This is a genomic window from Streptomyces sp. UC4497 (assembly GCF_054871485.1).
Genome location: NZ_JBTYHB010000033.1, coordinates 1 through 13,881 on the forward strand (window position 1 = coordinate 1; position 13,881 = coordinate 13,881).

A 13,881-nucleotide genomic window follows, 5' to 3' on the forward strand; every position below is an offset into this window, starting at 1 on the left:
CAGCAGTCGGCCAAGCAACAGATCGCCATCAGAGCAACTGGGGCGCTGTTGGCGGTGGCGTTCGCTGCGAGTTGCTCGGCGAGCGTGGGATCGAAGAACGTGAACAAGGACGAGGTCGCGAAGCAGGCCTCAACGGCCCTGGGCAAGCAGATCGGCCGGGAGCCCGACGACATCACCTGCGAGGACGACCTCAAGGCCGAGGTGGGCGCGACCGTCCGCTGCGAGCTCACCGACAGCGGCGAGACGCTGGGCATGACGGTCACCGCGAAGTCGGTCGACGGCGACAAGGTCAACATGGACTTCAAGGTCGACGACGCCGCGGTCGGCTGACCTCGGCCACCATGCCTGCGCCATGCTGAGCCGCGGGTGCGCCGTGGAGCGGGAGTTGGGCGCGGACGGCGCCCCCCCTTCGGCTACGCCGCCGACTCCGGTTGGCGTTCAGAGGCATCCGCCGTTCCGTCCCCCGCAACAGTCGGGGAACTCTGTACGGAGCCCGCACCCCGGCCGAAGAACAGCGATGCCGCGAACGCCACCAGGCCGATGACACCCGCGAGGACGAACGCCGCGCTCAGGCCACTCGCGTCGGGTGCGCCGGACGCACCGTCGGACGCACGGGACGCCACGGTGACGAAGACCGCCGTACCGAAGGCACCCGCGACCTGCTGCACCGTCGCGAGGATCGCACTGCCGTGGGAGTGCAGGTGGTCCGACAGCACGTTCAGGGACGCCGTCATCAACGGGGTCATCATCAGACCGAGCCCACCCATCAGCAGCAGGTGCATGCCGATGACCGCCACCAGCGAAGAGTCCGGGCCGAGCAGCGAGAACAGCCACAGCGAGGCCGCCAACGCGGCCGCCCCCGGAATCACCAGCGGACGGGCGCCGACGCGGTCGTAGAGCCGGCCCACCGGGCGGCCGAGGACGCCGAGGAGCAGGCCGCCGGGGAGCACGGCGAGGCCGCTGACGAAGGTGGTCGTCCCCATGACCGTCTGAAGGTAGAGCGGCAGGAGGATCGCGGCCGCGCCCAGCATGCACATGAACAGCAGCGCGGACAGCAACAGGGCAACGGAGAAAGTGGGGTTCGCCAGCGGGCGCAGGTCCAGCAGGGCGCGATCCTGGCGCTGCAGGCGCAGTTGACGTACGACGAACAAGGTGAGGGACAGCAGACCGGCGACGATCGGCATCCATGGCGCGACGGTGTGCTCCCCGCCGCCGGACTCGCCGATGGAGGCGAGGCCGTAGAGGACGCCGCCGAAGCCGATGGCGGAGAGCACCACCGACAGCACGTCCAGCGGAACCTTCCGCGTCTCACTGTCCAGGCGCAGCCATATCGCACCGATCACCAATGCCGCCAGTGCCAGCGGCAGCACGATCCAGAACATCCAGCGCCAGCCCAGCGAGGACAGCACCGCGCCGCCCACCGTCGGGCCGATGGCCGGGGCCACCGCGATGACGATCGTGATGGTGCCCATCATCGCCCCGCGCCGCTCCGCGGGGACCAGGCGCATCACCGTCGTCATCAGCAACGGGATCATGACAGCGGTGCCGAACGCCTGCACCACGCGACCGGTGAGCAGCATGCCGAAGCCGGGCGCGAGGGCGCTGATCAGGGTGCCGGTGCTGAACGCCGTCAGCGAGGCCAGGAAGACCTGGCGCACGGAGAAGCGCTCGAGAAGAAATCCTGTGATCGGGATGACCACGGCCATCGTCAGCAGGAAGCCGCTGGTCAGCCACTGCACGGTCGTCGTGGAGACACCCAGGTCGACGGTGAGGTCGCGCAGGGCGACGCTCAGAATCGTCTCGTTGAGGATCATCACGAACGCGGACGCGACAAGGACCGCGATGAGGACGCCCGCGCGCGCTGGTGTCCCGCCCGCGGGCGGGGCGGCCGAACTGCCGCTGCCACCGGGCGCGTTCGCGCTCTCGACGTTGGTTGGCTGGCTCATGTGGGGCGGTACCTCGCAAGAGTCGGTCGTAGTCATGGGCCAGGCCGTACGCCGCGGGCCAGGGACTTGGCACACACGGACAGGCCGGGCCGCTCAGGGCGCTCACCGCAGAACAGGAGAACGGCGCGCGCACAGCACGCACTCAACCCCCAACGCCTCGCCGGTGCACGGCATTCCCGGCATGACGGCCATCACAACGGTTCATGCCATCACGACGGATCACGCCATCGCAGTGGACCGCGCCATCGCAGTGGACCGCGCCATCGCAGCGGACCACCGCGACAGGAGTCGGACAGCCGTGTGCGCCGCGGGCACCATAGCCCGCGCCTCCGCCTCCAGCCGCTCACGTCACACCGGAGAGTCCTTCCGCCAGGTCCACTGCGCGTCGGGCGGCTCCTCGCCCAGTACGCGGAGCGAGTCGGTGGAGATCTGGGCGAGTCGGTCGACCTCGTCGAGGCCGAACCACATCTCGTGATTCTCCGAGCGCCCGCTGCGCGGCGGGTGGGTGTCCGGGTCGGACCAGCCGAGCGACAGCAGCTGCTGCTTCTGCGCCTCGGTCATCTTCCGGTACGCCAATGAAACGCATTCGGCGCCGAACCCGTCGTGCCACCTCATGAACTGCACGTAACGCCCGGTCTCCTGCCGGGGCTTGGGGCGCCGCTGCCACCAGCGCCGGCCCGGGTCGTCGGGCACCGGCACCGGCTCCGGGTCGGGCTCGGAGACCACCAGGGTGTCCCTGTCGCGCATACCGGCCACTTCCGCCCGCAGCCGTTCACGAAACTCGCTCCACGCCTCGTCCATCGGGCCAAGGTACCGGCACCGTTCGGTGAGACACCCCGCTGGGGCGTTTCCCCCAGCGGCATGTTGGTGAACGCGGACCACCCGCGCAGGAGGTGTCATGGAACGAACCGGCGGGTGGGGCCGGCAAGGGACGTAAGTACGCCTTGACCAGTGACGAGGGCGGTGACGATTTCTGGGGGTTCGTACAGGACTCCAACGGGCTGTTCGAATCTCAAGAAGACGGTCTTCGGCAGGTTGAACCGCTGGGGTGCTCACCGCAAGGAGTGTTCCTGGCCAGCCTCGACCATCTGGGGACCCGGAGAGCGACGGCCGGTGGGGCCCATCTGGCATTCCTCGATGCTGAAGGCATCGAAATGGGTTCCTACTTCGTCAGCGGAATGACCACGACGGCTGCGAGGTCGTCCGTGCACGGTGACGGCCTGTTCGATGTCGAAGTACGCCTGTGGTGCGATGAACTGCTCCCTGGAGCCGCAGAAATCTGGGACCTGCTCCGAACAGGGAATCTCGACCGCAAGGGCATGTGGGAGGACCTCGACGCGGTAGACCGGAAGACCTGGTTGTCCGTCGCGCTGTGGTCCCGTGAGTACCGGCGGGGAGGCGCACCGCCACCGATCTCGAGGTTCTCTTTGAGATCTTCGCCGACCACGATTCGTTCGCCAGGACGCCCTCACCGGCTTGCCGAAGACCGATGGGATCAGCCCAGTGAACGGCGCTGTCCAAGACGGTCCCGACGTCGTCATCACGCCACTCACGTCTGAAAGTCCCATTCCCTAAAGGGAATTGTCGGTCTCCACCGCGCCCCGCAGTATCGGGTCCGAATGGACCTGCCCGGGCAAGGAGACGAAGATGATCGAGATCGACCCGCAGCAGCTGGCCGACCGCTACACGGCTCAATGGAATGTGCCCGATGCCGCAGAGCGCCGCGCTGCCATCGAACGGCTCTGGGCCGAGGACGGCACCCATGTCCTTCACCCGCCTGCGGAGATACGGGAGGCCGCCGCGGAACTCGGCTTCGACCACCCGACTCTGGAGGCACAGGGATACGACGCCGTCGAGACCCGAGTGGCGCGAAGCTACGAGCGGTTCGTCGAGAAACAGGGGTTCGCGTTCCGGGCGCGCCCCGGTGCGACACGCCTCAATGGCGTGGTCAGGATCGGCTGGGATGCGGTGTCCACCGCAACCGGCGACGTGGTGGGTGGTGGTTCGGACCTCCTCGTACTCGACGACAACGGCCGCATCAAGATGGACTACATGTTCCCGGGATCCTGAGCGGCGGCGGCACAAGCCGTTGCCCCGGCGGCTGTTGAGAGAGCCTCGGCAGTCGCCGGGTCCGCCGGCAGGAACGCCTCCAGCTTCAGCTCGGCAAGCGTCACGTCGACGGCGGTCGCAAAGGTCGTCACAGTCGTCATCAGGCGGAGCTCACCGTACGAGGACCGCAGACGGAGTGGCACCGCGAAACCGAGTTGCCCGGCGGACGGCTCCAGCTCGGGAACGTACCCGGCGAGCTCAGTGCGCAACTCCTCCAGATGGCCAAGGCGCACCAGGATGTGGCGCGCCCACTCGGCGAGGTTGAGGATGCGGGGAGCCAGCCCGTCGGGATGCAGCGCCAGGCGGTACACATTCGTGCCCGGACCCACCAGATCGTCAGCCGCGCCCTCGGTGATCAGGTCGAATGCGGTGTTCGCGGCGACCAGGTCACCACCTCGGTCCACAACCAGCGCCGGATACGGCAGATGTCCGCGGAGGATGTGGTCGATCGCCGCGCGCACGGGGGCCAGCACCGGATCGTCCAGCGAGCTCTCCGGGTAGGCGGGCGCGTACCCGGCGGCCAGCAGCAGCTCATTGCGCTCCCGCAGGGGCAGCTCCAGCGACTCGGCCAGGCGCACGACCATGTTCCGGCCCGGGACGGACCTGCCGGATTCGATGAAACTGAGGTAGCGCTGGGTGGTGCCCGCTCGCAGCGCCAGATCGAGCTGGCTGACATGACGGCGGGTACGACGTTCACGAAGCGTACGAGGGAAGTCCACGGGCCTGTTGTAGCGGTGGCGGAGGGTCCTGGGCCATTCCCTGCAGGGAATTGTCGCCAGTCGTACCGGTCGTGAACATGGCCGACATGGACATCGGTGTACTGCTTCCGACCGGAACCGCCCAGTGGGGCCCTGCCGACGACCCTCGCGAGCTTGTTGCCTTCGGCCGCTGCGCCGAACGCGCCGGGTTCTCCTCGCTCTTCGCCAACGATTCGCTCATCAGCCCGCGCATCGAGGCGCTCACGATGCTGGCCGCACTCGCCCCGGTGACCGAGACCGTGGTGCTGGGAACAGCCGCACTGATGCCGTTCCTCCGTCGGCCGATCCAGGCGGCGCAGGCGCTTGCGTCGATCGATCTGCTGTCCGGTGGCCGGCTCACCGTGACCGTCGGCGCCGGCTTCCCCGGCCGCTTCGGACGGCCCCTCTACGCACTGTCCGAGCTGCCGTGGGAAAGGCGCTTCGCCCGCCTGGACGAGACTGTTCTGCTGTGGCGGGCCCTGTGGGACGGCGCCGACGCCTTCCACGGCGAGATCCTCAGGTTCGACGACATCCCGCCCACGACCAGGCCGCCCCGCGCCGGCGGCCCGCCCATCTGGCTCGGCGGCGCGGCCCCCGCAGCGCTGGCCCGCACTGGCCGCCTGTACGACGGATGGCTGCCCTACCCGCCTGACCCCGCCGACTATGCGTCCGGCCTCCGCACCGTCCACAAAGCGGCGACCGAAGCAGGACGCGAGACCGAGGACATCACCCCCGCACTGTTCGTCTCGGTACGGATCGACGACGACATCGAGCGCGGCCGTCGGGCAATGGACGACTACGCGCGGGCCACATACGGCATGCCACTGGAGGAGCTGGAAAAGATCCAGGCAGTGGTCACCGGCTCCGCGGACCAGGTGCTAGAGCACCTCGGACGGTACGTCGCCGCCGGTGCTCGGCACATCGTCGCCCGCCTCGGTGCCCTGGACCTGCGCTCCCAGCGCGACCAGCTCGAACAGATCGCAGCCCTGATCCCCGCCGTCCAAGCGTCAGCGCATCACGCCTCCACCAAGGAGACGATTCCGCCTGTGAGTTAGCGCCTCAGTTGGTTCTGACCGCGCTTCCGTGATAGCTACGGCTGCAGGAGGATGCGGGCTCTGAGCAGGGTGAAGGAGGCTCGGCCGTACATCTGCCGTTTGATCGTCTTGATTCTGTTGACGTGCCCCTCAACGGCGCCGGAACTGTAGGACAGGGTGAGACCAGCGGTGACGGCCGGGAGGTCCTGACGGACGGAGTCGGCGAAGACACCGATGGCCTCAGGACCGCTCACCTCGGCTTTCTGGATCCAGTCCCGGAGTAGGTGGCCCTGACGGTGGTGGACCATGGCTGTGAACTCCCATGCGAGGTCGCAGACAGCGGTGATCGCCGGACAGGCGTTCCGTACGGCTTCCAGCTGCGCGGTCTCCGAGGGCCGGAGTGTCTCCTGAGGGCACATGAACCATGAGGTGATGATGCGTGGGCTGGGCGTCGCTGCCTGGGCGGGGACCGCAGTGCCCTTCCTGATAGTGATCACGTAGCGGTTCACGACGTGATAGCCGCCGACATAGCCGAGACCGACCAACTCGCGATAGAGCTGCATCGAATTCGTGCAGCCCGCCTGGAAACGGTGCTGCACGTAGTCGGTGAACGGGTCGAGGAGACCTGCGCCCCGGTCCCGTGCCGAGGCGAGGAGGTCCTCAAGGTCGCTGTGCAGGTAGCGCCGTACCGTCTTGCGGTCCAGTCGCAGGCGGCGGCCGATGGCGCTGAGGGACAGCCCCGTGGCGGCCAGTTCGTTGACGTCCCTGTGGCGTTGACGCACACGGTCCAAGAAGGGGGTCGCTGGGGCAGTCGGCAGCGGTCCGGCATCTGTGGTGGCAGGTCGGCGCAGGCATGCACGGTGTCGGCGGCACGTTTTCTCCACGGCCGTCGAAAGGTTTTGGAGGAGGTGCCAGCGATCGGCGACTTCCAGGGCATCAGGGGCCGCCTGCTTGATCGCCTTGGTGAAGGCCAACAGGCGGTCACGGCATACGATCTCGGCGCCGGGGTGCTCGTGGAGCCAGGCGGCAACCGAACTGGTCTCGCGGTTGGGCAGGACGTCTACGGCCTGGAATTTTCGACGTCGACGAGGACAGTGCCGTAGGTCCGCCCCTTACGGAACGCGAACTCGTCGATGCCCAGTATCCGCGGTGCCCTGGCCGGCACAGGGGGAGCTACCAGCTGCCCCAACAGTGCCGTCCGCCGGCCGTGAAGCCGCAGCTTCGCGCAAAGACGCTGGCCCGGGCGCCCGCCGAGTTCCGTCGCGACCGCCTTCATCACCGGCCGCGCCGCCGGTGAAGAACGGCGGCGTGGTTCGGTCAGGCCCGCCACCTGTTCCACGAACGTCCGGCATTGGCACTGGCTCTGATCGCAGAAGAACCGACGCACGTGCAGGCGGACGATCAGCCACCGCCCGCTGACGGGTACCTCGGATATCTGACGCCAATATCGGCTGTGGACCCGCGTGGCGGGATGCGCGCACTGTGGACACCTGCCCGGCGGCCCGCATCCCGCCGCCTCGACCACCAAGTGGCCGTCGACGGTCTTGAGTTGCCGCGCCATGAGGTACACGCCGGGCCAGAGGACATCCTCAAGTGTCTCCACTCGCATGAGGAAGGGATTCCCTGGTGGAACGGTCCTGCAGTCCGGCGCTGCCGGACCAGGCTCTCTGTGGTCGTCACAGTTGGATGGGCCGGGCCGTCTCTTGCTACCCGGCGCGCGGTCCGAGGAACAGTCCACCACTTGCGTCGATGACCTGCCCGGTGATCCAGCGCGCCGCGTCGGAGGCGAGGAACGCGACTACGTCGGCGACGTCGTCGGGCCCGCCCAGCCGATCGAGCGCCGTCGTTCCGGCGATGAGTTCGGCCAGGCCAGGCGCTTCGAAGAACGATCCGTTGGTCGCCGTCAGAGTGGCGCCGGGAGCAACCGCGTTCACTGTGATCCCTCGGCCCCCGAGCTCGTTGGCCAAGGTCATGCTCATCGTCTCGACCGCGCCCTTCGTCATGGCGAAGGACGTCTGGGTGGGGTTGGCCATCCGGGTCGCCACGGATGAGATCGTGATGATGCGGCCACCGTCGCGGAGCGATGACAATGCTCGCTGGATGATGAAGTAGGGCGCTCGCACGTTCACCGCGAAGAGGTGGTCGAACTCCTTCCGGGTCGTGGCTCCGAGCGGGCCGGCGGGCGCAGCCGCCGCGTTGTTGACGAGGATGTCGAGTGGCCGCCCGGCCAGGCCGGCCTCGACTCCCGCGAAGAGCGTCTCGACGTCGTCGTCCACACCCAGTTCCGCCCGGACGGCGAGCGCGGTTCCACCAGCACGCTCGATCTCGTCGACCGTCGCCGTCGCACCGTCCTCGTCCGTGCCGAAATGCACGATGACCACTGCCCCCTTCGCCGCCAGCCGGACCGCGATCGCCCTGCCGATGCCGCGCGATGCTCCGGTCACCAGAGCTGTCCTGCCGGTCAGATCGCTCATCGCCACCACCCCGCCATGTGAGTGACTACCGATTTGATAGTCACTACCACTCCGGTAGGGTCTATCACATGCCCGACCAGCACTCAACGCTGCGAGCCCAACGGCGAGCCGAGACGCAGCGCACGATTCAGGCACGCGCGGTACGGCTGTTCACCGAGCGCGGATACGACGCCACGACCGTGACCGACGTCGCCGAAGCCGCAGGCGTGTCGCCCATGACCGTGTACCGGCACTTCCCCACAAAGGAAGACCTCGTGCTCGTCGACCAGCATGGCCGGCTCGTCGCTGAGCAGATCGCCGCGTCGTCCGCCACGCAGCCCCTGGTCCGCCGCATCGGCAGCGCGCTCATCGACGCGGCCGTGACGTTGACCAGGGGCGGCCACGGAGACGACCTGACAGCGAACGAGCAGTTCCTGCTCGCCCGCCTCCGGCTCATGATCTCGACGCCGGCCCTGCGGGCCAAACACCTGGACAACCACTACGCCCTTCAACAGGTAATCGTCGACGCCCTCGGGGCCGATACCACCGATCCCGACACGGCGTTCCACGCCGAAGCGGCGGTCGGCGCCTGCCTGGCCGCAATGCACACGGCACTGGTGCGCTGGGCCGAGGACGACGGACAGACCGAACTTCCCAACCTGATCGCCAAGGCGCTTACTGCCGCCTTCGGCGATGGCGCCGTCGACACCGGCCCGGACGCGTGAGAGAGACCTTCCGAGCACCCGTCAGAAGCGACCGACTCCGGCCAGGTCGGTCTCACAGTCGCGTCCCATGACGTCTCGGCGAGAGCGAGCTGGCCACAGAGAGCGTCCCTTTCAATACATTCCGGATCACAGGGCCCGGGTGGCGGTCAGGAAGCTGAAGAAGCTGCAGTACCGGCCCGAAGTGCTGACCGACTGCCTCCGTGCGACCGGCCGGGCCCTGATCCACCGCCGTCGGAACCCGAAACCGGATCCGCTCGCCGGAGATCGTTGCGGCAGCGCTTCCATGGCTGCTAGGGCAGATGCATCGCCGGGCTGTACCTCATCGAGTCGATCCTTCACGGAGGCGCGGTCACAACCAACCGGGGCGCCCAGCCACATCCGCCCTCGCTGTCCAGAGGGGGTGTCGCCTTGCCTCAGAAATCGAACACATGCTCTAGTGGCTGTATGCGGCACACCATCACCGATGACCTCGTACGGACCCAGCAGGAGTGGACCGCGACCTACCAGCAGCTCGCGAAGCAGCCCGGCCGCACCGTCCTGCGGCGCCGACTGCTGCACCTGTCGCGAGTACTGGCCGGCGAACGGCTCACCCCGACGCAAAAGGCGGAGCTGCGCCGACGCGCACAGGGTCAGACGTGACTCTGGAAGGCCCGTACTTCGTTGGTGCTCGCCGGGCGAGTGTCGGCTCCGGACGCACACACCTCCGCGGGATGTCACTGCGAGGCCGCCGCCACCACTTCAGGCGTGGCTGATCACGACCTTCCCGAAGTGGCCCCGCTTTTCGACGCAGGCGAACGCCTCCGGAGCCTCGTCGAACGCGAAGACGCGGTCGATGACCGGGGTCAGGCGGTATCGGGCGATGTCCCTGTTCATCTGCTCGAAGTCGCTGCGACTGCCGACACTGACGGACCTGAGAGTCGCCGAGCGCTGAAAGAAGCGTGTCAGTTCCATGCCGCCGCCCGACGCGAGGTCGCCGACCAGAGCGATCTGCCCTCCGTAGGCGACGGCCTCCACGGACTGGGCAACGCTTTCGGCGCCGCCGCCGATCTCGACGATGCGGTCGACGCCACCGTCCGACAGCGCGTGCACCCGGGCGCCCCACTCCCGTGTGCTGGTGTAGTCGACGACGTCGGACGCGCCGAGGGCGCTGAGGCGGCGGGCCTTGTCGGCGCTGGACGTCGTGGCCAGCACTCGTGCGCCGTACAAGCGGCCGAATTGCAGCGCGAAGAGTGACACGCTTCCCGACCCCTGGACCAGCAGCGTGTCCCCCGGACCCACACCGCGCACGGCCGACCACGCCGTGAGCGCGGCGCACGGCAGCGTGGCCGCCTCCTCAAAGGACAGCCGGTCCGGCACGGCCACCAGACTCTGCTCGTCAACGGCAACGTACTGAGCCAGCCATCCGTCGCGTTGCGTGCCACGCAGCTCGCCCCACCCCGGGAACCGGCCCTGCACCCAGTCCGGATGGAACGTACCCATGACACTGTCCCCGACCCGGAACCGCGTAGCCCCCTCCCCCACGGCCTCCACGACGCCCGCACCGTCGGAGAGCGGAATGCGCCCCGCCGGCACGGGGACGGCGTACTTGCCCGCGACGATGACGCGGTCACGGGCGTTCACGGAAGTGGCCATCACTCGTACGAGCACCTGGCCCGCCGACGGACGCGGCGTCGGGCGCTCGGTCGAGGCGACGAGGCCTCCACCCGCTTTTATGTGAAACGAGCGCATCTGTTACCTCTCCACCCTTTCGTTCGGTGATGCTCAACAGACTAGAAAGGCATGGCTGGACGCGTTGTATCTTGGGGTCCGCTGTTTGGTGCAGATCGTCCAGGACAGCGGAGAGTGGAGAGTGGAGGGCGGATGGACCCGATCGACGACCTGCTCGCCACGATGAAAGTCGAGGACGCCCGGTACGTGCGCGTGGATGCCCACGCCCCGTGGGGCATCTCGTTTCCTCCGCGACACCTCGCCCGGTTGGTGCTGGTCGCCAGCGGCTCGTGCCAACTGGAAGCAGACACACTGGACCAACCACAGTGGCTGGAGAAGAACGACTGCCTTCTGGTTCGCGCCGGCGTGGGGTTCACGCTCCAGGACGCTCCGGGCCGCGAGGTCACCGACTGCGACGGCCTCACCTTCCAGGAATCGGACCACTCGGCGAGAGCCGGTGGCGACGGTGAGCTGACCCGCATCGTGTCCACGCGGTTCGCCTTCGACGCGGTGGCGGCCGAGCCCCTCTTCGCGCTGCTGCCGCCACTGTTCAGGCTGAACCTGGACGACTCCTCCAGTCGGCTCCTGCGCACCACCTTCGACCTGATTGCCCGAGAGAACTCGGCGGACGGCCTCGGCAGTGGCTTCATCATGAGTCGTCTGTCCGACGTGCTCTTCGTCCAGGCACTGCGCACCTGTTGCACGGATGTCAGGAGCGGCACCGTCGGCTGGATCGCCGCGCTGCGCGAACCACGCCTGGCGTCCGCCCTACGACAGTTGCACGCGGACCTGTCCCACCCCTGGACGGTCGAGGAACTTGCCCACGCGGCAGGAATGTCCCGTTCGGCGTTCGCCGCCCTGTTCAAGGAGAAGACGGGAGACACTCCCCTGGGCCACCTCGCGGCGTGGCGCATGTACCGAGTGAAGCTCCTGCTCCGCGACACTCCCCTGAGCATTCAGGAAATCGCCGTCCGGGTCGGCTACGACACCGGAACCTCACTGAGCCGCGCCTTCGCCAAAAGAGAAGGCGTCTCCCCGGGGACCTGGCGAACGCAGAGGGAACCGAAGACCCTGCCCCGTGCAGACATGCCTGCCTGAGCCGGTCCACTGCCCCACTGCCGCACCACCCGGCCTGGAATCGGAGTCAGGACCCATCCACCCGCCCGCCGGCACCGGCATGGGGCCCGCGGATTCCGTCCAGGAGGTAAGTGGTGCGCCGGTCGTACTCGTCCCGGGCAGGTCGCTCCCCGTACTTGAGGGCGAGGGCGGTGTCGACGACAAGCGCGTAGAGGTCGCCCGCCGTACACTCCGGCCTCAGCGCACCGCAGGTCCGCGCGGCTGCGATGAGCTCGTCGTTGACCTCGCTTCCGACCCGGCAGATCTCCATGAGCTGCTGTGAGTGCGGATACGTCTGCAGCAAAACGTCGTTGACGGCGGGCTGGCGGTACTGGAGGTCGCGGATCGCGGTGAGGTAGTACGCGATCCGCTCGCCGACGTCGGCGATGGTCCGAGTGCGGTCGATGACGGCGAACAGCTCCGTCGCGACGACCTCTTCGATGACGGCCTCGATCAGGCCGACCCGCCCGCCGAACCGGTTGAAGATCGTGGCCTTGCTGACCCCTGCCGCTTTGGCGACCTCCTCCAGCGGCACCGTCAGGCCTCGCCCCTGGAAAGCGCCGATCGCGGCGGCGCGGATCTGCTCGGAGTTGCGCCTGGCGTCGGCGCGCAGCCGGGGTTCAGAGTTCGCCGCACCGGCCAAGGCCCTCACCATCTCTCGTCGCCACAACTTGACTCACCCGGTCAGTTTACCTACGGTCGCCGGCAGCGAAGAAATTGACCGCCTTGGTCAACTTACGGCGCGGAGCCCGTCACGACGGACACCGCACGGGCCCGCAGGAAGAGAGCACGCACATGATCGTTGTCACTGGCGCGACCGGTGGGCTGGGCGGCGCCACCGTCGAGCACCTCCTCAAGCGCCTGCCCGCCGACCAGATCGGCGTCAGCGTCCGCGATGCGGCCAAGGCGCAGCGCCTCGCCAACCGCGGTGTGCGCGTACGGCAGGGCTCCTACGAGGATCCGGCCGCGCTGCGCGACTCCTTCGCCGGTGCCGAGCAGGTGCTCGTGGTGTCCGGCAACGACCCGACCGCCGACATGGTCGGCCTGCACCGCAACGCCATCGAAGCCGCCGTCGCGGCCGGCGCCCGGCGGATCCTCTACACCAGCCAGCAGGGCGCCGTCCCCGGCAACCCGTACCCGGCATCGGATATCCACATCGCCACCGAGGCCGTCCTCGGCGACTGCGGCGTCGCCTGGACCGCACTGCGCAACGGCGCCTATGGCCCGCTCGACCAGGTCCTCGGCCCGTGGCAACGGACCGGCGAGATCGCCCGGCCGGCAGACGGCCCCGTCCCGTACACCGACCGCGACGACGTGGCCGAGGCTGCCGCGGTCATCCTCGCCGGTCACCGCTCCTTCGACGGCCCCGTCACTCTCACCGCGCCCACCGCCGTCACCTTCGACGATGTCGCCAAGATCGCCTCTGGCCTCACGGGCCGCACGATCAACCACATCGTCCTGGACGACGAGCAGTGGGTTGCCAACCAGATCACGACCGGTGTCCCGGAGCAGGCGGCCCGGTTCATGCTCACCTGGTACCAGGCCGGCCGCGCCGGCTACTTCGCCCAGCCGGGCCCTCTGTTGGCCGAACTCCTTGACCGCGAACCCCGCAGCATCGCCGACCGACTCGCAGCCGACATCACCGCCTGAAAGGGGGCATTCGATCGTTGCCCTTGGCTGGTGCCTGGTACGCCGTGGGCGGCCCGTAGAAGCCATCCAGTCCAGGCTGTTCTGCACGTGCCACCTCGACCAGACGCTTCGGGGCAGTGTGTGCGGCTTGCCGCGCTAACCGGCTACTGGGTCACGTCACCGTCGACGTACATCTGCCCCGCTGATCGCGTGACCGAGCTGCGGCGGATGACCGGCACGGTCAAGGCTGTTCCGGCCATCCGCTCTACGGGTCCAGACGCCGGCGCGGCGACCTCGCGGGCGTAGTCGGTGAGGTCTTTTGGTTGGCGACCCGGGGCCTCCTGGACGTGGATCTCTATCTCGCCGTCGACCGGCGCCCTCGATGCGTTGCCGTGCCCAGAGCACCGAGACCGTGGGCACCATCG

The 13,881-nt window shown here is 68.3% G+C and carries 16 protein-coding genes; 8 read left to right on the forward strand and 8 right to left on the reverse strand.

The genetic code is table 11. The features are described from left to right. On the forward strand, positions 1-330 hold a 330-nt coding region (locus ACYSUO_RS32685; RefSeq protein WP_461779831.1), incomplete at its 5' end, for a DUF4333 domain-containing protein. Positions 331-413: 83 nt separating this feature from the next. Here the strand turns inward: ACYSUO_RS32685 and ACYSUO_RS32690 are convergent. Together ACYSUO_RS32690 and ACYSUO_RS32695 are read right to left on the reverse strand one after the other, a co-directional pair. Continuing rightward, positions 414-1,946 carry a DHA2 family efflux MFS transporter permease subunit gene (locus tag ACYSUO_RS32690; protein WP_461779832.1) on the reverse strand — a complete coding sequence of 511 codons (1,533 nt, stop codon included), beginning with the start codon at positions 1,944-1,946 and terminating at the stop codon, positions 414-416. A 348-nt stretch (positions 1,947-2,294) separates the two neighbouring features. Further along, positions 2,295-2,747: a TY-Chap domain-containing protein gene (locus ACYSUO_RS32695; protein WP_461779833.1), complete on the reverse strand. Its 453-nt coding sequence runs from the start codon at positions 2,745-2,747 to the stop codon at positions 2,295-2,297. A 143-nt stretch (positions 2,748-2,890) separates the two neighbouring features. On the opposite strand from ACYSUO_RS32695, the gene ACYSUO_RS32700 reads away from it, so the two are divergent. Both ACYSUO_RS32700 and ACYSUO_RS32705 read left to right on the forward strand, forming a co-directional pair. After that, positions 2,891-3,505, forward strand: coding sequence for a hypothetical protein (locus tag ACYSUO_RS32700; RefSeq protein ID WP_461779834.1), 615 nt, complete (start codon positions 2,891-2,893; stop codon positions 3,503-3,505). Between the two features lie 88 nt (positions 3,506-3,593). Next, positions 3,594-4,016 (forward strand): hypothetical protein, encoded by a 423-nt coding sequence (locus ACYSUO_RS32705; RefSeq protein ID WP_461779835.1) that lies wholly within the window; start codon positions 3,594-3,596, stop codon positions 4,014-4,016. On the opposite strand, the gene ACYSUO_RS32710 is transcribed toward ACYSUO_RS32705, so the two are convergent. Then, a complete protein-coding gene (locus ACYSUO_RS32710; RefSeq protein ID WP_461779836.1) occupies positions 3,995-4,774 on the reverse strand; it encodes an MmyB family transcriptional regulator in 780 nt (259 codons plus the stop codon). The genes ACYSUO_RS32705 and ACYSUO_RS32710 overlap by 22 nt on opposite strands. 86 nt (positions 4,775-4,860) lie before the next feature. Here ACYSUO_RS32710 and ACYSUO_RS32715 point away from each other — a divergent pair, with 86 nt between their 5' ends. Beyond that, positions 4,861-5,847: an LLM class flavin-dependent oxidoreductase gene (locus tag ACYSUO_RS32715; protein WP_461779837.1), complete on the forward strand. Its 987-nt coding sequence runs from the start codon at positions 4,861-4,863 to the stop codon at positions 5,845-5,847. Positions 5,848-5,882: 35 nt separating this feature from the next. On the opposite strand, the gene ACYSUO_RS32720 is transcribed toward ACYSUO_RS32715, so the two are convergent. From ACYSUO_RS32720 to ACYSUO_RS32730, 3 genes are all read right to left on the reverse strand, one after another. Further along, the gene (locus ACYSUO_RS32720) at positions 5,883-6,881 is read right to left on the reverse strand and encodes an ISL3 family transposase (protein WP_461779912.1); all 999 of its coding nucleotides are present in this window, start codon (positions 6,879-6,881) and stop codon (positions 5,883-5,885) included. Between the two features lie 5 nt (positions 6,882-6,886). Beyond that, positions 6,887-7,435, reverse strand: coding sequence for a transposase family protein (locus ACYSUO_RS32725; protein ID WP_461779838.1), 549 nt, complete (start codon positions 7,433-7,435; stop codon positions 6,887-6,889). 97 nt (positions 7,436-7,532) lie between these two features. Next, entirely contained in the window at positions 7,533-8,300 is a 768-nt protein-coding gene (locus tag ACYSUO_RS32730; RefSeq protein WP_461779839.1) for an SDR family oxidoreductase, read from the reverse strand. A gap of 68 nt (positions 8,301-8,368) precedes the next feature. Between ACYSUO_RS32730 and ACYSUO_RS32735 the strand changes: the two genes are divergently transcribed. Both ACYSUO_RS32735 and ACYSUO_RS32740 read left to right on the forward strand, forming a co-directional pair. After that, a complete protein-coding gene (locus ACYSUO_RS32735) occupies positions 8,369-9,004 on the forward strand; it encodes a TetR/AcrR family transcriptional regulator (protein ID WP_461779840.1) in 636 nt (211 codons plus the stop codon). 444 nt (positions 9,005-9,448) lie between these two features. Further along, entirely contained in the window at positions 9,449-9,643 is a 195-nt protein-coding gene (locus ACYSUO_RS32740; protein WP_461779841.1) for a hypothetical protein, read from the forward strand. A 99-nt stretch (positions 9,644-9,742) separates the two neighbouring features. Here the strand turns inward: ACYSUO_RS32740 and ACYSUO_RS32745 are convergent, their stop codons facing one another. Next, positions 9,743-10,732, reverse strand: coding sequence for a zinc-dependent alcohol dehydrogenase family protein (locus tag ACYSUO_RS32745; protein WP_461779842.1), 990 nt, complete (start codon positions 10,730-10,732; stop codon positions 9,743-9,745). Positions 10,733-10,864: 132 nt separating this feature from the next. Here ACYSUO_RS32745 and ACYSUO_RS32750 point away from each other — a divergent pair, with 132 nt between their 5' ends. Continuing rightward, complete coding sequence (locus ACYSUO_RS32750; RefSeq protein WP_461779843.1) at positions 10,865-11,809, forward strand: AraC family transcriptional regulator; 945 nt, start codon at positions 10,865-10,867, stop codon at positions 11,807-11,809. 46 nt (positions 11,810-11,855) lie between these two features. Here ACYSUO_RS32750 and ACYSUO_RS32755 read toward each other — a convergent pair whose 3' ends face one another. Further along, positions 11,856-12,479: a TetR/AcrR family transcriptional regulator gene (locus ACYSUO_RS32755; protein WP_461779913.1), complete on the reverse strand. Its 624-nt coding sequence runs from the start codon at positions 12,477-12,479 to the stop codon at positions 11,856-11,858. Between the two features lie 143 nt (positions 12,480-12,622). Between ACYSUO_RS32755 and ACYSUO_RS32760 the strand changes: the two genes are divergently transcribed. Beyond that, the gene (locus ACYSUO_RS32760; protein WP_461779844.1) at positions 12,623-13,477 is read left to right on the forward strand and encodes an NAD(P)H-binding protein; all 855 of its coding nucleotides are present in this window, start codon (positions 12,623-12,625) and stop codon (positions 13,475-13,477) included. Positions 13,478-13,881 lie beyond the last annotated feature (404 nt).